This window comes from Streptococcus lactarius (assembly GCF_016642265.1).
GTDB classification, from domain to species: Bacteria; Bacillota; Bacilli; order Lactobacillales; family Streptococcaceae; genus Streptococcus; species Streptococcus lactarius.
Window position 1 is genome coordinate 234,688 of record NZ_MRXX01000001.1, and the last position, 18,988, is coordinate 253,675.

Below are 18,988 nucleotides of genomic sequence, written 5' to 3' on the forward strand. Positions count from 1 at the left end.
AATCCAAAGACAATTGAGAGGCAAGGACTTTTGTCCCACTCTCTTGAGATTATGTTTTTGACCACTGGCGTGCGACTGCTTCGTCCTCTTCTAATTGAGCTACTAAAGACGCTACACCATCAAACTTGACCATGTCTCGAATCTTGTCCAACCAGTGAATGGTTAGGGTATGACCGTAGATATCACCTGTAAAATCGAAGAGATTGACTTCAAAACGCAATTCTTTGCCATCAAAGGTGACATTTTTCCCGACAGAGGCCATTCCCCGATAGGTCTGCCCTTTAAAATCAACATCGACTACATAGACACCATCAGATGGTAGATAAGTCCGATCAATCGGGGCTAGATTGGCCGTTGGATAGCCAATAGTCCGACCACGCGCATCCCCGTGCACGACGATTCCTCGACTAGCTAAGGGGCGTCCCAGCAGACGGGCTGCTTCCTTGACGCGCCCTTCTACAACTGCTTTACGAATACGGGTTGAGCTGATCTTCTCACCTTGATCCAGTACGGGTTCGATGACTTCCACTTGGCCTCCAAAATAAGCGGATAAATTAGAGGCTGTTTTCTTATCACAACCGAAACTATAATCAAAACCAGCAATCAAGACCTTGGCCTTCAGGGCTCTGACATAGTGCTGGATAAATTCTTTGGCTGTTTTAGAAGCAAAATCAGACGTGAAATCAATGAGAAAGAGCTCATCTACTCCAAGTTCTTTTAAGGTTTGAAAGCGATCCTCTGGACTTTGCAGATGGAGCAACAATTCTGGTTGGTAGCGAACAAAGGCTAACTTAGGAGATTCCGGGAAGGTTAACAAAGCGACCTTCAAGCCTTTTTTATCTGCTATCTGACGTGCCTTTTTAAAGAGTTCTTGATGCCCCAGATGCAGGCCATCAAAGTAGCCCAAGACCAAAACCGTCTCACACTCCACGTGGATCTGATTTGCAGTAGTTATCGTACGAATATTCATGAATTTATTGTAACACACTTTCTGTCAGAAAAACCTTGCGAGGTTTGTAAAGTTCTTCCCTTTTCTCTAAAATAGCCACTAGTTTTCCTTGGTAAAAAGCAGCCAACTCTTTTGCCTCACTCTCAACCGGAATAAAGCGTCCCACTTGGACTTCGCCAACCTCTTCTACTGTCAGCTCTACTGTTTCCAGATCTCCTGTCCCAATTTCAAGAGGACGAAAGAAGCTCAAATCTCCTTTCGCTACTTTTTCAGCCACTTCTTCTATAGTCAAGGCATCTTCAAGGGACAAACCGGCTGCACTGGTTCGTGTCAGATGGGACATATGGGCTGCATAACCCAGTTTCTGCCCTAAATCCACCGACAAGGTCCGGATATAAGTTCCCTTGCTGCATTTGACACGGAAGGGGAAACGTGCTGTTTTCTCTTCATAAACAATCTCTCCGGTCCTTGCAAACTCATAAATGGTCACTTTTCGGACAGGGCGTTCCACTTCTTCTCCTGCCCGTGCATATTCATAGAGCTTGCGCCCATTGACCTTGACTGCTGAATACATAGGCGGTACCTGCTCGATCTCTCCCACCATCTGGTCAATCATGAGGTCTACCTCTGCTGCATCTAAAGGCGCTTCCACTGAAGTCTGCTCTAAGACTTCACCACTGGCATCTTCTGTCGTCGTGGAAAAACCCAGAGTGATTTCACCCTCGTAGATCTTGCCCTCATCTTGCATGAATTCAACCATACGAGTCGCCTTTCCAACGGCAATGGGAAGCACTCCTACCACATCCGGATCCAGGGTTCCCCCATGGCCAATCTTCTTGGTCCCCAGAATTTTGCGCAGTTTAAAGACCACATCGTGCGAGGTCATACCCGCTTCTTTCTTTACATTAATAATTCCGTCCATCTGATTTGCTCTTTCTAACTGATTGTGTGACCATCCAGGTCAACGACCCTTTATTATACCATGAAAGCTCTCTTTTGTCGCTGATTCCCGTCTCCAATGTGTTTCAAAAAAATTCCGTAGCAGATTTCAGACAATTTTTCGTTCATTTGATAAAATGAAAATCAAAGGAAGGTGTATAATATGTTAACGTATGATGTAATCGTTGTCGGCTTCGGGAAAGCCGGGAAAACTTTGGCCGCAAAATTGTCAAGCCAAGGGAAAAAAGTCGCTCTGATTGAAAAGAGCAAGTCCATGTACGGTGGTACCTGTATCAATATCGCTTGTATCCCAACTAAGACCTTGATTGTCGCAGCGGAAAAAGGCTTGAATTTTGAGCAAGCCATGAGCGAAAAAAATGCGGTCACCACTCGTCTCAACGGCAAGAACTACGCAACTATTGCTGGAACGGGTGTAGATATTATCGACGCGACAGCTCGATTCGTTTCCAACAAGGTCATCGAAATTCAAGCTGGTGACGAAAAGGAAGAATTGACTGCTGAAACCATTATTATTAATACTGGTGCAGTACCAACGGTCCTTCCTATCCCAGGATTGGCTGAAAGTAAATTTGCTGTAGACTCCACCGGTATCCAACGTTTGGAAAACTTACCAAAACGCCTGGGTGTCCTTGGTGGTGGACCAATTGGATTGGAATTTGCTCATCTCTACAATACCTTAGGTAGTCAAGTAACAGTATTGGATGCTGCGGATACGTTCTTGCCACGGATTGAGCCAAGCATCGCAACTCTTGCAAAAGGCTACCTTGAAGAAGATGGTATTCAGTTCTTGCAAGGTGTTCATACCCAAGAAATTAAAGATGGCCAAAACAGCTTAACGGTTGTAACCGATAAAGGAGACTTCGAGTTCGATATCCTCCTCTACGCAACCGGACGTAAGCCAAACACAGCTGGACTTGGTCTTGAAAACACAGACATCCAAGTTACGGATCGTGGAGCGGTTCAAGTCAACCGTCATTTAGAAACCAGTGTTCCTGGTGTCTTTGCAGTTGGGGATGTCAATGGTGGCCCTCAATTCACCTATATGTCCCTCGATGACTTCCGCATCGTCTTCAACTACCTCACAGGTGATGGAAGCTACAATCTCGAAACACGTGGAAACTATGCGACAACCCTCTTCATTGCTCCTCCATTGGCCCAAGTCGGCTTGACCGAGCAAGAAGCACGCGACAAAGGACTTCCAGTTGCTGTCAAAGAATTGCCAGTTGCTGCCATGCCACGTGGCCATGTCAATGCAGACCTTCGAGGTGCCTTCAAAGCCGTGGTCAACCCAGAAACCAAAGAAATTCTTGGAGCGACTCTCTTTGGAGAAGCTGCAGGCGAACTCATCAACCTGATCACTATGGCCATGGACAACAAGATCCCTTATACTTACATCGCAAAACAAATCTTTACCCACCCAACCATGGCAGAAAACCTAAACGATCTCTTTGCGATTTAAATAGAATAAAAACGCTGGAAAAATTTTTCCAGCGTTTTAGAATGTAGACAAACTATTTTTACATAAAATAGCTAGACAATTTCTAAAAAAATGATTTCTATTTTCTTGAGTCATTTAAGCAACTATAAAACTTTCCGCTGTGAGAAAAGTGCTTGAAACATTACGTTTCAAGCACTCAGGAGTTTTGAAACTTTAAGTTCAAAACTAAGTCATGGAACTTCTTAGAAGTTCGCTGACGTCCGACCTCACCAAAGGAAAGTTTTGAAGGATGATTTGTCTTCAATATGAAACGCTGGAATTTTACCAGCGTCTTTTAATGTAAAAATCCACAGACAGCCTCTTGAAATGCTTTATTTTCTTCATACAGAGCATGACCTGAATGCTTAAGAATAAGGAGCTGACAACCCGAAATCCCTTTTGCCAGTTCTTTGGATCCCTTCACACCGATCACATCATCTTCAAGTGCACCAAGGATCAGGGTCGGACAATGAATGTCCTTTAAGACCTCAAGGCTATCGTGATCCAGGCAAGACTGAGACTGAATGGCAATTCGTTTCTCATCTTTCATTCGCCCCAAGCGACCCATAATATGATAAAGCAACCGCCACTTTTGATAGCTCTTTTGCGTGTAGGAGTGCTGTGCAATATCCAGCATGAGATGCTTAAAATTTCCAGATTGACTGAGTTTTTGCCAATGCTCAATTCGTTCTCTAGCAAGTTGGCTAGGCTTCGCTGTTGTCACAGCTAGGATGAGCCTTTGAACCCTTTCTGGAAAATCTACAGCTAGCCATTGGGCAATCATTCCACCTTGTGAAATCCCCATAACATAAGCGGTATATAGGTTTAGTGTCTCCATTGCTTCTGCTACGTCTGCTGCCATATCCCGCGTCGTATAGCCCTGTCTCAACTCATTAATTCGAGAAAAAACATAGATTTTATAGTGCTTGGCAAGTAGACGATAAGAGAGGGAAAAGAGCTGGGCCTTTCCTTTAACCGTCTGCAACCCATCCCCCAAGCCTGGTATGATCACTAATGGCTGCTTACCTTTACCAAAGGTCACATAATCCATGCTCTTATCGTTAAAATATAAGGTTTTCCCTTTTGTTGAAGACATTATTTCGTTCCCTCTACTATTTTTTCATGATTTATTTATGTTGGGTTTTTAAATGCAAGGCAAAGCCGGCAGTCACTTTTTCAAATCCAACTGCCTGATAAAACTGATGTGCAGCATTTCGTTCAGCGGTTAATCCACTATTTAAAGCCAGTGCCTCAACTCCTTCTTTTACCGCTTGTTTTTTCAATTCATCGATTAGCCTACTAGCAATTCCTTGGCGTCTTGTTTCTTTTGAAACTGACAAAGCTAAAATACGATAGTAAGATCCATCTGCTTCAAAAAAGAAGAGCTTTGCATAACCTAAGAAACCTAAAATTTCTCCGTTTCTTTCAGCTAGAAGACAGCCATAATGCGGTTGAGAAAGAATCAGTTCTAAACGTCGAGACAGCTTAGAAGCGGTCGTTGGATAGCCTAAGTCTTCGTATAAAGACAGTAGGGCTTCAGCATCTTTCATAGTTGCTTTTCGTATCTGCATAGGATCCTCCTATTCTTCCTTCAGCGCATCAAACTTAGCCTTCATGGTCGGATTCTTCCGAGTCAATTTTTTAACAGAAACATCATCCAGCTTATTGTTAGCGAGGCGGAGTTGATTTTCGGATGTGGTGAGGAATTTCTTGACCTCTTCCATCCGTTTGATGGCCTTGTCAATTTCATCGATAGCCTTGCCGAAATTGACTGAAGCTGAATTGTAGTTCTTAGCAAAGGCAACTTTAAATGCATCCAGGTCTTCTTCAAAGTGGGTGATGTCAATATTTTGTTCACGGATCAGTGCTAGTTCTTGCTTGTATTTAAGAGAGTTAAGAGCCGCATTGCGCAAGAGCCCAATCAGTTGGATAAAGAACTGAGGACGCACGACATACATCTTTTCATACTCATGACTGACATCCACAATACCTGTGTTAAAGTAGTCATTGTCTGCCTCTAACATGCTCACTAAAACCGCATATTCACAGTTCTTTTCTCGACGATCCTTGTCTAATTCCTTGTAAAAATCGGCATTCTTATGTTTTTTCTCTGTGCCGTCGGCCTCATTCTTCATCTCAAACATGATGGAAATGAATTCGAGCCCATTTTCATCAAAATCACGGAAGATAAAGTCCCCTTTAGACCCACGCGCAGAAACCTTGTTGTCCTTTTCGAAATAGGCATTTGGGAAGGCAAAACTGCGAACCTTGTTGAATTCACTCTCTGCATACTGCTCCAGACTTTCCCCAATGGCCTTGGTGGATTGTTGGGCCTTGAAATTCTTGTAGAACTCAACCTGCTCATTTGCTGCCTTAAGTTGTGCTTCATAGTTTTGTTTCACCGAAGTCAGAGAAAGCTCGTTTTCTTTTTCTTGTAGGAGGAGCTGATTTTTGACCTGATCACGTTCTTTCTCTATATCAGATAGTGTCTTTTGCAGTTGATTCTCATGCTCTAAACGTAAGGTAGCCAGCTGATTTTCCAGCGATTGAACTTCTTTTTCTTTCTCTAGCAGACTTTGGCTAGCGGTTTGCTCCACCTCTTTTTTAGCCAATTCTTTTTCGGTATCAAACTGTTGAACCTGATTTTGTAACCGAGCAATTTCTTGGTCCTTTTTTGCTAATTTCTCTTGTTGCTCATTGAGGGCCTTTTGCTCAGCTAAAGCCAACTCTTGCCGAATCCGCTCGTGGATTTCCTTGTCAAACTCTGCTGTCCGTACCTGTGACAAAAGTTCGCTGTATTGACTCTCGTTGACTGTAAAGACTTTCCCACAGTTGGGACACTTGATTTCGTTCATAGCCTGCCTCTTTCTCTATTCTTAGTCTATTATATCATGCAACCAGTAAAATCAAAACCAGCAAGCTAATCTTGCTCCTACTATTTCCCTTCACAATTATGTTTATGGCAATGAATAGAGTAAATGAGAGCATTTGAGAAAGCAGGACGAAGGCCATTAAAACTTCCCGCTGTGAGAAAAGCAGGAGAAACAGATTTGTTTCTCCTGCTCGGTAGATTTGAGACGGAAGGCTCAAATCTAAGGTATGGAATCCCAAAGGGAGTCGCTACCGTCCGTCCTCACATAAGGGAAGTTTTATAAAAGGCAAAACCAGCAAGCTAAGCTTACTGGTTTCAGTTTATTTCTTCTCAATCGGAGCGACGCTGGCCAAGAGTTTCTTGTGACCCACTTCTGGGAAGTTGATCTTGAGCTCTTGGGTGTTGCCACTACCAGATACTTCAAGCACAGTTCCTTCGCCCCACTTCTTGTGAATAGCAATATCGCCTATGGACCAAGCAACACTTTCTTTGGCACCAGCTTGGTTGCTATTGCTAAAGGGGAGACTTGATGAAGTTAGAGCACTTGGGGCTGCTTGTCTCTTGCGTTCTTGAAGGGCTTGTGACAGGCTCATACCTTTTCCAAAGGTCGTTCCGCCACCATTACTATAAGAAGCCTTAAAGCTAGTGTTAGCTGGACGCGCTAATCCTTGGTAGGTCAATAAATCTGAGCTAATCTCATTGATAAAGCGCGTCGGCCGGTTGTAGCTGGTCCGCCCAAAGAGCAAACGAGAGTTGGCATTAGTCAAGAAGAGAACCTTCTCTGCCCTCGTGATTCCTACATAAGCCAGACGACGTTCTTCTTCCAGCTCATCTGGATCCTCTGCTGCCCGACTAAGAGGAAAGACATTTTCTTCCATCCCAATCAAGAAAACAACTGGAAACTCCAAGCCTTTGGCCGCGTGAAGTGTCATCAAGGTCACTTCTGAGGTCTCTTGCGCTCCATCGTCTGTATCGGCAATCAAGGCTAAGTCGTTCAAGAAACGACTCAAGGTTTCTACTCCTGATTCGTCTTCAACAGACTCACCATTTTCATCAAAATTTTTGGTAACAGACAGGAACTCTTGGATATTCTCGATGCGGGCCTGACTTTCTAAATTTCCCTGATTGGTTAGAGCCGTCATATAACCTGTCTTATCAAGGACTTCTTCGACCAACTCTGTAATGGTCAGCTGGTCCAATTTTTCTCTCAAATCAAGAATGAGATTGGCAAAGTCCCAGATGGTTTGGGCTGCTTTTCCTTTGATGCCTGAGAGCATGATATTGGCCGAAGCATCTAGGAGCGAGGATTCTTGCATTTGCGCAAAATCACGAATCTTATCCACTGTACCCGGTCCGATTCCCCGCTTAGGTTCATTGATAATGCGCTCAAAACTAATATTGTCACTGAGGTTAGCAATCAAGTTCAGATAAGCAATGACATCCCGAATTTCCTTCCGGCTGTAGAACTTGGTGCCCCCTACCATCGTGTAGGGAATGTTGGACTTGAGCAGCGCTTCTTCAATGGTCCGTGACTGGGCATTGGTCCGGTAGAGAACCGCAAAATCACGGTGTTTGTAGCCCGCTTCGCGACTCAACTCTTCAATGGTTTTGGCAACAAAGACCGCTTCATCCTGCTCGTCATTAGCTCGGTAATAGACAATCTCTTCCCCGTCTTCATTTTGGGTCCAGAGATTCTTCGGACGACGGTGGCGATTATGTTTGATCACATCGTTAGCTGCTTGTAGGATGGTCTTGGTCGAGCGATAGTTTTCTTCCAAAAGGACAACCTTAGCTTCCTTATAATCCTTCTCAAAGTCCAGGATATTTTGCATATCAGCTCCCCGCCAACCGTAGATAGACTGGTCAGCATCCCCAACAACACAGATATTTTTAAAGCGAGAAGCCAAGAGTTTGACCAACTGGTATTGGGCATGGTTGGTATCTTGGTACTCATCTACATGGATGTATTGGAACTTCTGCTGGTAATAGGTCAGGACATCTGGATGCTGATCAAACAGACGCAAGGTCAGCATGATCAAATCATCAAAGTCTACTGCTTCTGACTGACGGAGTTCCTTTTGGTAAGCCTCATAGCACTTGGCGACGATCTGGCTATACAGGTCCCCCGCATGTGCAGCATAAGCCACTTCATCAAGCAGGTCATTTTTAGCATTAGATATGGTCCCCAAAATGGTTCGTTCATTCCATTTCTTAGGATCCAAATTCAAGGACTTCAAGATCCGCTTCATCAAGGTCCGCTGCTCACCCGTATCGACTATTGTAAAGTTACGATTGTAGCCAATATGATCCGCATCTCGACGGAGGATACGCACACACATGGAGTGGAAGGTGGCAATCAAGCAATCTTGGGTGGCTGGATTCAATTGATAAGCTCGCTCCTTCATCTCCCGAGCGGCTTTATTGGTAAAGGTAATGGCCAAAATATTCCAAGGATTGACCATTTTTTCATCGATCAAGTAAGCGATACGGTGAGTCAAGACACGTGTCTTACCCGAACCAGCCCCCGCCATGATCAAGAGGGGACCTTCCGTCGTTTGGACCGCCTCTGCTTGGCGATCATTCATACCATTCAATAAAGGATTCATCTCATTCTCCTCATTCATTCAATCGTTCTATTATACCACAAAAACCGACCCAGCTTATTCTAAAAAGGGACACATTTGAATTTCACTTCTAAAAACGATATAATAGTAACTTATAAACTATAAGGTTCTCATTAGAGGGTTAGGAGGGTATTTTGGACAAACCAAACAGTAACTTAAAACTGGCCGAACGTGGTGCTATCGTTAGTATTATTGCCTATTTATTGCTATCTTGTGCTAAATTAGCGACCGGTCATTTACTCCACTCATCCAGTCTGGTAGCAGATGGTTTTAACAACTTATCCGATATTATTAGCAACGTTGCCCTGCTCATCGGGATTCGTCTCGCCCGCCAACCAGCTGATCGCGACCACAAATTTGGCCATTGGAAAATTGAAGATTTGGCCAGCTTGGTAACTTCGATCATCATGTTTTATGTTGGTTTTGACGTCCTAAGAGATACCCTCCAAAAGATTTTCAATAATGAATCTGTCAGTATCGATCCACTTGGAGCAACCGTTGGAGTCCTTTCGGCCATGGTCATGCTCGGCGTCTACGTTTACAATCTACGCCTAGCAAAACGAGCCAAATCAAAAGCCTTAAAAGCAGCCGCAAAAGACAATCTTTCAGACGTCGTTACCTCTCTTGGAACATCGATCGCGATTGCTGCTAGTGCTTTTAACTATCCCATTGTCGATAAGATCGCAGCTATCATCATTACCTTCTTTATCCTCAAAACAGCCTACGATATCTTTATGGAATCTTCCTTTAGTCTTTCAGACGGCTTTGATGATAGCCTATTGGAAGATTATGAAAAAGCCATTCTCAAATTACCAAAAATCGCCCGCGTCAAATACCAACGCGGACGGACCTATGGAAGCAATATCTATCTGGACGTTGTCTTGGAAATGAATCCCGATCTTTCAGTTTATGAAAGTCATGCGATCACTGAAGAAGTCGAGGATCTCCTAAAAGAAGAATTTGGCGTCTTTGACATTGACGTCCATGTAGAACCAAGCTCGATTCCTGAGGATGAGCTGATCGAAAACGTTGAAAAGAAACTCTTGACCTACGAAAAACGCCTCTATGCCAAGCAAGAGTTCGATACTCTTCTAGCGGATAATTATACCTTGATTGACGATAGCGGTCACGAACACCACAAAGAAGAATTGATCGAAGCCATCGCAAGCGACCAAGTTCACTTTCAATACTTTGAACTGGAGTCCATCAGCCAAAAAACCAAACTTATCCGCTATGAACTCGACGGCCAAATCCATACCAGTCTCTGGCGTCGCCACGAAACGTGGCAAAAGATTTTCCATCAAATTACTAATAAAACCAACTAAAAAGCTAGGAAGTATTCCCTAGCTTTTTTACTTGATATCGTCTGTTGCTACATCCGTTCCAAACCACTTCTTAGAGATCTTTTGGAACTGGCCGTTTTGATAGAGTTTTACGAAAGCTTCATCAATTTTTTTCTTCAATGTTTTATCCGCCTTACGCACTCCTACTGCGAAGGATTCTAATTCAAAACCAATCGGAAAAACATTGTAGTCTTTCAAAATGCCTTCTGTTTCTAGGTAATAATTCGCATAAACTCGATCGATCAAGAGTCCATCAATCCGATCATTTTGAAGATCAATCAATGCCTCGTTAAAACTCTGGTATTGGGTAGCTTTCTGATTTTTGACTCTATTTTTTAAGATTTTAGGATTGGCTTCAAAATCCATATAACCAGAAGACCCAGTCTGAGCTCCCAAACGTTTATCTGTCATTCCTTCGACTGATTGGATCCCAGATGCTTTCTTGGTCACCAAGACCTGTTCATTTTTCATATAGGGCTTTGTAAAAGCAACACTTTCCCGACGTTCATCTGTTGCTGAATAGCCATTCCAGATAGCATCAATGGTCCCATTTTTTAATTCCGTCTCCTTCATGTCCCAATCAATGGGTTGCCAGTTGACACGAATCCCATAGGACTCAAAGACTTGATTAGCCAAATCAATATCAAACCCCGCATAGGTTCCATCTTTCTGCTCAAATCCCATGGGAACAAAGGTATTATCAAAACCAATCGTGATGGACTGCTCCTTTTGGTATTTTTGCCAGTTGTCTACTTTCGGATCGCTCACGGTCTGACCACAAGCCGTCAGAAGGACGAGACTAAGGACACCTAGCAGCCATGGTATTACTCGTTTCATAGGCACCTCCTATTTTGGCTCAACCTTGATCAGTATATCCGCAATAGCCTCTGCAAATGGGATATCGTGGGTGACAACAATCTGGGTCATGCCTAGTTCACGGTTTTGTAAGATAAGCTTTTCAACTTCCAATCGCAATGCAGGATCTAATGCTGAAGTTGGTTCATCATAGCCAATAATTTCAGGATCAATCATCATGGCACGTGCCAAAGCCACCCGTTGCTTTTGACCGCCTGATAAAGAGAATGGATAAGCATCCGCATGGTTTTCAAGCCCCAAGCGCTCCAGCAAGCTCAGCGCTTTTTTACTGGCTTCTGCCTTACTCACATTCATAGTCTTGATAGGAGACAAGATCAGGTTTTCCATAACCGATAAATGTGGAAATAATTGAAAGTCCTGGAAGACAAAACCGAGAAGATTTCGTTTTTCTAGGGCATCTAGAGGCAAGTTTTCACCGTTATAAATAATTTGACCAGAATCAATTGTTTCAAGACCTGCTAGCATACGAAGCAAGGTCGTCTTCCCACCGCCAGAAGGACCAACAATGGCGACAATCTGTTTTTCAGGAACGAGAAGATTAAAATCTGATAAGATCTGCTTATCTCCAAAACGTTTCGAAATCTGTTTTAATTCTAACATGGCCTTCTCCTCCTATTTGTAGTATGAAAATTTCTTTTCAACACGCTTAGCAATCACCGTTACAATCCCAATGAGAATCAAATAAATGGCGCCCGCCAAAAACATAGGTGCTAGACTGGCATCCCGATTGGCGGCTGTCCGACTCGCTAAGATCAAATCACTGATTCCCAATGCATAGACCAAGGATGTATCTTTGACCAAGGACATCACTTCGTTAAAGACACTTGGAAGGACGATCTTGACTACTTGAGGCAAAATGATATACTGAATCGTTTGCCAGGAGCTTAGTTTTAAGACCTTAGCCGCCTCATACTGGCCATTTGGAATGGCAACGATCCCTCCACGAAAGATCTCGGCAAAATAAGCTGCATAATTCAGCGTAAAAGCTATAATCGCTGCAGGAAGACGATCAATTCGAATCCCGATACTCGGTAGGACATAATAAATAAAAATTAATTGAAGTAAGAGGGGAGTCCCTCGCATGATCCAAATATAGATGGTTAAGAGCCCATGCAGGATCTTCGAACGTAATTGAAGTAGAAAAGCAACAACAATCCCCAATGGAATAGATAAGATCAATACAAAAGCAAATACTTGTAAGGTCAGACTGGCACCCTTTAACAAACTTGGTAAAATTTCCAAAGCATACTGCATAGCATTCTCCCCCTTAAAAAATAATTAAAAAATATCATACCATAACTATTCAAAAAATACTAGATAAATTTAAAAACTATTAAAAAAAATAGCCTTTGCGGCTATTCTTCTACTTTAATAAATCCAAATTTGTTAAGAGGATAGAGACGAAGGTTTACAACTCCTTCAATTTGATTTTTGTGGATGTAACCAAATTCACGACTATCTTCCGTATCACTACGGTTATCATTTAAGACTAAATAGGTGTTGGATGGCACACGGCCAGCCTTGGTTCCCTTTAATTCTGATAAGAAGAAATCATCCGTATAATAGCCATTACTAGTCGGGGCCGCTAAATGCTTGTTGAGCATTTTATTCAGGTAAACTTCTGGTGTCGCTTTTCCGTTCAAATACAGGACATCGTCCACATAACTGACTTCATCCTTGCCGATCGCAATCACCCGACCAAGGTATTTTTTTCCCCCCACCTTGTATAAGACCAAGTCACTGCGATCAATATGGGCATTGCTGGTTGCTACGACAAGATCCCCTTTTTTGACAGAGGCATTGGCCATCTTTTCATTGATATGAAAAGGATGAAATACAAACAAACGCAACAATACCAGTACCAAAACCAGTAACCCCGCAATGATAACATTTCTAATTAAATCTCTCCTTGGCATATCCGTCTCCCTTCCTTTTGATTTATTATACCATGTTTTTGATCTTTAAAAAAGAGAAAGTAAATATTAGTGAGAATTTTGATCAAGCCTTTTTCCAACTAAAAAACCTCGCTTGCGATCTAGTGATCGCAAACAAGGTTTTGAAATTTCTGTATTAGATTAGCGAACTGTACGGATACGCATTGTGTTTGTACGAACAGCTTCTCCAACTGGTACACCAGCAACGATAACGATATCATCACCAGATTTAACAAGACCAGCTTCAACTGCTTTACGTTCAGCAATATCGAACATATCATCAGTTGATGAAGGAGCTTGTGTCAACATTGGGATAACACCCCAGTTCAACATCAATCCACGTTCAGTCAATTCATCAAATGTCAATGCCAAGATATCAGCATCTGGACGGTATTTAGAGATCAAACGTGCAGTGTGACCTGTCTTAGTCAATGTAACAACCAATTTGATGTCCATTGAGCTTGTAGCATCTTTAACTGCTGATGCCATAACTTCTGTCTTAGAATGACGTTCAAAGGCAGCTGGATTCAAACGACCATATTCTTTCAAAAGAGTTTGAGCGTTCATATCGATTTTCGCCATAGTTGCTACAGATTCAATTGGGTATTTACCATTTGCAGATTCACCTGAAAGCATTGTAGCATCCGTACCATCGATAACAGCGTTGAAGACGTCAGATACTTCAGAACGAGTTGCACGTGGTTTTTCAGTCATTGTTTCAAGCATGTTTGTTGCAGTGATAACAACTTTACCAGCAGCGTTTACTTTAGAAGTGATCATCTTTTGATAAACTGGAACCATTTCGAATGGTACTTCAATACCCATGTCACCACGAGCGATCATGATACCATCAGTTACTTCAATGATTTCATCCAAGTTTTCGATACCTTGTTGGTTTTCGATCTTCGCAAACAATTGAACGTGGCTATTACCAGTTTCTTCACAGATTGCACGAACTTCTTGAACGTCTTTTGCAGTACGTACAAATGAGATAGCGATGAAGTTGATTCCTTGTTTCAAACCGAAACGAATATCATCGTTATCGCGATCAGCAAGAGCTGGGAAAGGAATCTTTGTATTAGGAATGTTTACACCTTTTTGTTTTGCGATGATACCATCGTTTTCAACTTTAACAACAAATTCACGTTTAGCAGCATCTTTTTCGATAACACGAAGACCCAATTTACCATCGTCCACCAATACTTGGTGACCAACTTCAACATCATCAAAGATGTCAAGAGCTCCAGCAACGTTCAAAGCGATAACGTCACGAGTTGATTTAATTCCTTGTTTTGTCGCAACACGAAGAGTTTCACCAGTTTTGTATGAATATTCTTTTGCTTCACCTTCGAACAATTCAGTACGAATTTCAGGACCTTTTGTATCAAGAAGGTAACCAACTTTTTTACCAGCGATTTCTTCTGCACGTTTAACAGTTGCCATACGTTCACCTTGTTCAGCATGGTCACCATGTGAGAAGTTGAAACGGAAAACATTAGCACCAGCTTCGATCAATTTAGCAATATTTTGCGCTGAAGCTTCAACGTCAAGTTTTTCGCCCCAGTATCCATCTTCGCCAAATTTCTTACCACCACGGATTTCGACCGCAGGACCTAAAGTTGCAACGATTTTAACACGTTTGTTCATGATATACGACTCCTTTTTTATATATCTGTCTTTTTAAGACATGTTAACGAATTTAAGTAATGAAATTAAATAGATGACAAGCTACGGTTCAATTCAGCAAGACCAAGATCTGCTTTATGCGGGTTGTTTACGACGATCTTACCGTCATCCGTCAAGCTAAAGAGAGCACCATCTTTTGCATCACCAAGGATTGGGTTTTCCACCATTTTTTCATTGCGGATCCCAACAGCTACACCACCGATCCCTTGCTTCAGAAGTTTAACGGCGTGAGCACCCATACGTGATGCAAGGACACGGTCGCGCGCAGTAGGCGAACCACCACGTTGGATATGTCCAAGCTCCGTCACACGAAGGTCACTTTCATCACCAGCTTCTTTCAAAGCCTCACCAAATGCAGCCGCAGACATTACACCTTCAGCAAGGACAATGATATTATGCGTACGGCCTTTTTTATAACCTTCTTTGATACTTTCAACCACATCTTTGATATCGAATCCTTCTTCAGGGACGATGATTTCATCCGCACCAGACGCGATACCTGACCAAAGCGCGATATCTCCAGCATTACGCCCCATCACTTCGATGACGAAAGTACGACGGTGACTAGATGAAGTATCACGAATCTTGTCGATGGCATCCATTGCAGTTGTCACTGCAGTGTCAAAACCAATGGTAAAGTCTGTTCCAACGATATCGTTATCGATTGTTCCAGGAAGACCAACAGCTGGGAAGCCAAGCTCTGTCAAGCGCATCGCTCCGTGATAAGAACCATCTCCACCGATGACAACTACACCTTCGATTCCGTGTTTTTTCAACTGCTCAATCCCTTTTAATTGGCCTTCGCGCTGAGCGAATTCAGGATAGCGAGCTGAGTGAAGGAAAGTACCACCACGTGAAATGATATCTCCAACCGATGAAGCATCCAGCGGATGAATTTCTCCAGCAACCATTCCCGCGTATCCATCATAGATACCGAAAACTTCCATGCCTTCTGAAATTGCTTGACGAACTACCGCTCGAATAGCAGCGTTCATACCAGGGGCATCTCCCCCACTGGTTAAAACAGCAATACGTTTCATTTCGTTATTTGCTCCTTTTTTCTTTTACATTCTACGTAATTATAACACAAATGGGACTAAATATCTCGTATTTTCCATAGTTTTTATCGATAAATCGTTTTCATAACCAGATTCTTGAGTTCTGCTTCTAACTCTTTGTTTTTTTGAACTGGATACCCTTTCAGTTGCAAGGTTTTCTTTTCATCTTCATAGCGCATCACAACTGGGTAAGGACCAGGATATTTTTTCAAAATCGAAAGAATGGCCTGATCCTGACTGTGGTCAGCCAATTGAATCCAGAATTTCTCATTGGTCGCTAATTGCGCTTCTGATAGAACCATTTGCAAGTGACCCTCTCGTTCTTGGATTTTCCCAGACAAGTAATAAAAGCCACTTTCTTTGATCAAAGAAGAAAATCGATTGTAGGTTTCTGGGAAAAGGGTCACATCCAATTTTTTCTTGGTATCACTGACTTGTAGGAAAGCCATGAGATCCCCTGCCTTCGTCCGAATCGTTCGGATGGATTGAACTTCCACCAAAATCCGAGCTTGTTGGCCTTGCTCCAGTTGCGAGATAGGCTGGATCTCAAAAGGACTCATTTGCGCAATAGTGGCTAAGGGATGAGGACTTAATCCAACCCCGATAAGAGCTTGCTCTTTCTCATATTTTTCAGCTTGGCTAAAGTCTTCTGTCTCCGTCCAAGAGTAATTGGAATCCCCGAACAGACTACCCAATTCATCCGCAAAGACCAACAAATTCGGTAAATTTTGAAGGACTTTGCGTCGGTTTTTCTCAAAACTATCAAATAAGCCAAGCTCGACCAAAGGAGTTAATAAAGGCAATTTGTGATACTGATTTGGAAGTCGTAAAATGAAATCTTCGACACTTTCAAAAGGACGATTGTCGATGATCCAATAGGCAAACTCTCTCGGAAATCCCTTGATATTTTTCATGCCTAAGTAGATTTTTCTATCTTGAAACTTATCCCTGTATGGAATGGTATTAATCGATAAGGAAGCTACTTTAAAGTCAAACTGGAGCGCATCTGTCAGATAGTCACTGCTCGAACAATTGAGCATAACATCGAAGAAAACGTCTGGATAATGAACCTTGAAATAAGCCATTTGAAAAGCTAAGGCAGAGTAGGCATAGGCATGGGACCGGTTAAAACCATAGCCGGCAAATTTTTCCATGATGGCAAAGACTTCTTGAGCTTTTTCTTTGGTATGACCGAGTTTTTGAGCCCCTGCGATGAAATCATCTTCCATCCTGTGCATTTCTGCAGCATTTTTTTTGCCCATGGCGCGCCGTAAGATATCGGCTTTCCCAAGGCTAAATCCTGCAAAGCGCTGAGCCACCTGCATCACTTGCTCTTGGTAAAGCATAATCCCATAGGTAGGCTCTAAGATATCTGCGATAGAGGCATCTAAAATTTCCACCTTCTCTTGGCCATGTTTTCGTTTTACAAAATTGTCAATGTAATCACTAGCTCCTGGACGATTGAGAGAGGTGGTCGCTACCACTTCTTCAAAATGATTGGGTTTCACACGCCTCAAAAGACGAATGGCCCCAGCCTGTTCAAATTGGAAAATCCCCTTGGTATCCCCAGCCGCAAACAAGGCCAGCGTTGCTGGATCCTCTAAATCAATGGCTTCTATTCGTATATCTTCTTGATACTTTTCATAGACTGCTTCCTTCATTTTTTGAACAAAGGTTAAATTGCGCAAGCCTAAAAAGTCCATTTTCAACAGACCATTGGCCTCTACTGCATGGGCATCATACTGGGTAATGAACATGTCCTCTCCATACTTGAGAGGAATATGATCGGTCAAATCTTGGTCACTCATCACGACCCCAGCCGCGTGGATCGAAGTCTGTCTAGGTTGGCCCTCGATTCTTTTTGCAATCTCAAAGCCACGCTTAAATTCCGTTCGGCTACGGATTACTTGTCGAAAGGCCAGGTTCTTCTCATAAGCGGTCGTCAATGTATCTCTAAAACCAATACGCTTGGTAATAGAGGTCAGTTCGTACTCAGGAACTCCAAAGCGTTTAAAGACATCGCGAATGGCTTGCTTCGCGCCAAAGGTTGAAAAGGTTACAATCTGAGCCGCATGGTAACTCCCATAACGGTCTCTCACATAGCGGATAAATTCTGGACGATAGATATCAGGAATATCAATATCAATATCCGGCATGGTATAGCGCTCCACATTTAAAAAGCGCTCAAAGAGGAGGTTCTTCTCCACAGGGTCAATCCCTGTAATCCCTAGGGAATAGGCAACTAGTGAGCCTACAGCAGATCCACGTCCCATTCCCATGTAATAGCCTTGAGAGCGTCCGAAACGAAGGAGGTCCCAGACAATCAAGAAATAATCATCAAAGCCCATTTGGTGAATAATCTCTAACTCCTGCTCCAATCGTTCCTGGTAGATTGCACCTCTTAAGTTTTTCTGAACAAGACCTGCTTGCGACAATTCTCTCAGTTCTTCTACTGCTGGTTTTTTATGGTTAAAACGAGGCAATTTTAACTGGGTATCAATTTGGTAATGAATACCTGCTACTAACTGTTCTAGATTTTCTACCGCCTGAGGAAAGGCTACTTCAAAGACTTTTCTCAAATCTTGGGGACTTTTTAAGGCCAAGCTCGCATCCATCGAACCTGTTTCTGTTAAAGTTTGATTTTCCTTAATCGCAGCAAGCATCTGGAGAGCTTCCAGATCAGACCTTTCGAAATAACGTACCGTATGAAGAGGGAGAACGGGATGCGTAAATGAGGCTGCGGGTGTATCCGCAAAAACCCCAATATAGTAATCACAGGATAAAGGCAACTCCTCACTGGCATAAGGAGCCGGAACAATGACTGCGACATGCTGCATCAAGTGCTTCACATCTTCCCAGCTGTTCTTTCCCATCATTTTACTCGTTGAAATCTTCATCAAGTTCTGATAGCCTTGGGTTGACAAGGCCAACAAGCGAAAAGGAATGGTTTGATCCCCAAGCTCCAGCCCAATTTCCAGACCGATTAAGGGGTTGAGGTGAGCGGCCTCGCAAGCTTCGATAAACTCATAAGCACCATACAAATTGTCAACATCCATGATTCCCAAGGACTCATAGCCCATGCTTTTGGCTTTCTCGACATAATCTGTCAAGCTGACCACACTTTCCATGAAGGTATAAACTGTTTTGGTATCTAGCTGTGCAATCACTTTTTCTCCTTTCTGCATTGTCTATTTTGGTGACCCCTTTGG

Annotated in this window: 15 protein-coding genes; 2 read left to right on the forward strand and 13 right to left on the reverse strand. The window is 42.9% G+C overall.

All coding sequences use genetic code 11. From position 1 onward, the window contains the following. Positions 1–49: 49 nt before the first annotated feature. Both BTU61_RS01210 and truB read right to left on the reverse strand, forming a co-directional pair. The gene (locus tag BTU61_RS01210) at positions 50–970 is read right to left on the reverse strand and encodes a bifunctional riboflavin kinase/FAD synthetase (RefSeq protein ID WP_200771992.1); all 921 of its coding nucleotides are present in this window, start codon (positions 968–970) and stop codon (positions 50–52) included. 4 nt (positions 971–974) lie between these two features. Continuing rightward, the gene (gene truB / locus BTU61_RS01215; protein WP_200771993.1) at positions 975–1,871 is read right to left on the reverse strand and encodes a tRNA pseudouridine(55) synthase TruB; all 897 of its coding nucleotides are present in this window, start codon (positions 1,869–1,871) and stop codon (positions 975–977) included. A gap of 180 nt (positions 1,872–2,051) precedes the next feature. Between truB and BTU61_RS01220 the strand changes: the two genes are divergently transcribed. Next, the gene (locus BTU61_RS01220) at positions 2,052–3,368 is read left to right on the forward strand and encodes an FAD-containing oxidoreductase (protein WP_200771994.1); all 1,317 of its coding nucleotides are present in this window, start codon (positions 2,052–2,054) and stop codon (positions 3,366–3,368) included. A gap of 313 nt (positions 3,369–3,681) precedes the next feature. Here the strand turns inward: BTU61_RS01220 and BTU61_RS01225 are convergent, their stop codons facing one another. From BTU61_RS01225 to pcrA, 4 genes are all read right to left on the reverse strand, one after another. Then, the gene (locus BTU61_RS01225) at positions 3,682–4,482 is read right to left on the reverse strand and encodes an alpha/beta fold hydrolase (RefSeq protein WP_200771995.1); all 801 of its coding nucleotides are present in this window, start codon (positions 4,480–4,482) and stop codon (positions 3,682–3,684) included. Positions 4,483–4,513: 31 nt separating this feature from the next. Then, positions 4,514–4,957, reverse strand: a complete 444-nt coding sequence (locus tag BTU61_RS01230; protein ID WP_200771996.1) for a GNAT family N-acetyltransferase — start codon at positions 4,955–4,957, stop codon at positions 4,514–4,516. Between the two features lie 9 nt (positions 4,958–4,966). Continuing rightward, a complete protein-coding gene (locus tag BTU61_RS01235; protein WP_200771997.1) occupies positions 4,967–6,241 on the reverse strand; it encodes a DUF2130 domain-containing protein in 1,275 nt (424 codons plus the stop codon). A gap of 337 nt (positions 6,242–6,578) precedes the next feature. Beyond that, positions 6,579–8,864, reverse strand: coding sequence for a DNA helicase PcrA (gene pcrA / locus BTU61_RS01240; RefSeq protein ID WP_200771998.1), 2,286 nt, complete (start codon positions 8,862–8,864; stop codon positions 6,579–6,581). 152 nt (positions 8,865–9,016) lie between these two features. Between pcrA and BTU61_RS01245 the strand changes: the two genes are divergently transcribed. Further along, positions 9,017–10,207 carry a cation diffusion facilitator family transporter gene (locus tag BTU61_RS01245; RefSeq protein ID WP_200771999.1) on the forward strand — a complete coding sequence of 397 codons (1,191 nt, stop codon included), beginning with the start codon at positions 9,017–9,019 and terminating at the stop codon, positions 10,205–10,207. A gap of 27 nt (positions 10,208–10,234) precedes the next feature. Here the strand turns inward: BTU61_RS01245 and BTU61_RS01250 are convergent, their stop codons facing one another. The 7 genes from BTU61_RS01250 to BTU61_RS01280 all read right to left on the reverse strand — a co-directional run bounded on the left by BTU61_RS01250 (position 10,235) and on the right by BTU61_RS01280 (position 18,946). Beyond that, positions 10,235–11,062: an amino acid ABC transporter substrate-binding protein gene (locus tag BTU61_RS01250; protein WP_200772000.1), complete on the reverse strand. Its 828-nt coding sequence runs from the start codon at positions 11,060–11,062 to the stop codon at positions 10,235–10,237. A gap of 9 nt (positions 11,063–11,071) precedes the next feature. Further along, a complete protein-coding gene (locus tag BTU61_RS01255; RefSeq protein WP_200772001.1) occupies positions 11,072–11,701 on the reverse strand; it encodes an amino acid ABC transporter ATP-binding protein in 630 nt (209 codons plus the stop codon). Between the two features lie 12 nt (positions 11,702–11,713). Continuing rightward, positions 11,714–12,355: an amino acid ABC transporter permease gene (locus tag BTU61_RS01260; RefSeq protein WP_200772002.1), complete on the reverse strand. Its 642-nt coding sequence runs from the start codon at positions 12,353–12,355 to the stop codon at positions 11,714–11,716. Positions 12,356–12,456: 101 nt separating this feature from the next. Further along, positions 12,457–13,017, reverse strand: a complete 561-nt coding sequence (gene lepB / locus BTU61_RS01265) for a signal peptidase I (protein WP_200772003.1) — start codon at positions 13,015–13,017, stop codon at positions 12,457–12,459. Positions 13,018–13,176: 159 nt separating this feature from the next. Continuing rightward, on the reverse strand, positions 13,177–14,682 hold the full coding sequence (gene pyk / locus BTU61_RS01270) for a pyruvate kinase (protein ID WP_200772004.1): 1,506 nt from the start codon (positions 14,680–14,682) through the stop codon (positions 13,177–13,179). A 65-nt stretch (positions 14,683–14,747) separates the two neighbouring features. Next, positions 14,748–15,761 (reverse strand): 6-phosphofructokinase, encoded by a 1,014-nt coding sequence (pfkA, locus tag BTU61_RS01275; protein WP_200772005.1) that lies wholly within the window; start codon positions 15,759–15,761, stop codon positions 14,748–14,750. 83 nt (positions 15,762–15,844) lie between these two features. After that, positions 15,845–18,946 (reverse strand): DNA polymerase III subunit alpha, encoded by a 3,102-nt coding sequence (locus BTU61_RS01280; RefSeq protein WP_338058540.1) that lies wholly within the window; start codon positions 18,944–18,946, stop codon positions 15,845–15,847. Positions 18,947–18,988 lie beyond the last annotated feature (42 nt).

Bases quoted from the DNA above. Each gene is read 5' to 3' on its own strand.
- BTU61_RS01210 (WP_200771992.1), bottom strand. From the start codon at position 970: ATGAATATTCGTACGATAACTACTGCAAATCAGATCCACGTGGAGTGT.
- truB (WP_200771993.1), bottom strand. From the start codon at position 1,871: ATGGACGGAATTATTAATGTAAAGAAAGAAGCGGGTATGACCTCGCAC.
- BTU61_RS01220 (WP_200771994.1), top strand. From the start codon at position 2,052: ATGTTAACGTATGATGTAATCGTTGTCGGCTTCGGGAAAGCCGGGAAA.
- BTU61_RS01225 (WP_200771995.1), bottom strand. From the start codon at position 4,482: ATGTCTTCAACAAAAGGGAAAACCTTATATTTTAACGATAAGAGCATG.
- BTU61_RS01230 (WP_200771996.1), bottom strand. From the start codon at position 4,957: ATGCAGATACGAAAAGCAACTATGAAAGATGCTGAAGCCCTACTGTCT.
- BTU61_RS01235 (WP_200771997.1), bottom strand. From the start codon at position 6,241: ATGAACGAAATCAAGTGTCCCAACTGTGGGAAAGTCTTTACAGTCAAC.
- pcrA (WP_200771998.1), bottom strand. From the start codon at position 8,864: ATGAATCCTTTATTGAATGGTATGAATGATCGCCAAGCAGAGGCGGTC.
- BTU61_RS01250 (WP_200772000.1), bottom strand. From the start codon at position 11,062: ATGAAACGAGTAATACCATGGCTGCTAGGTGTCCTTAGTCTCGTCCTT.
- BTU61_RS01255 (WP_200772001.1), bottom strand. From the start codon at position 11,701: ATGTTAGAATTAAAACAGATTTCGAAACGTTTTGGAGATAAGCAGATC.
- BTU61_RS01260 (WP_200772002.1), bottom strand. From the start codon at position 12,355: ATGCAGTATGCTTTGGAAATTTTACCAAGTTTGTTAAAGGGTGCCAGT.
- lepB (WP_200772003.1), bottom strand. From the start codon at position 13,017: ATGCCAAGGAGAGATTTAATTAGAAATGTTATCATTGCGGGGTTACTG.
- pyk (WP_200772004.1), bottom strand. From the start codon at position 14,682: ATGAACAAACGTGTTAAAATCGTTGCAACTTTAGGTCCTGCGGTCGAA.
- pfkA (WP_200772005.1), bottom strand. From the start codon at position 15,761: ATGAAACGTATTGCTGTTTTAACCAGTGGGGGAGATGCCCCTGGTATG.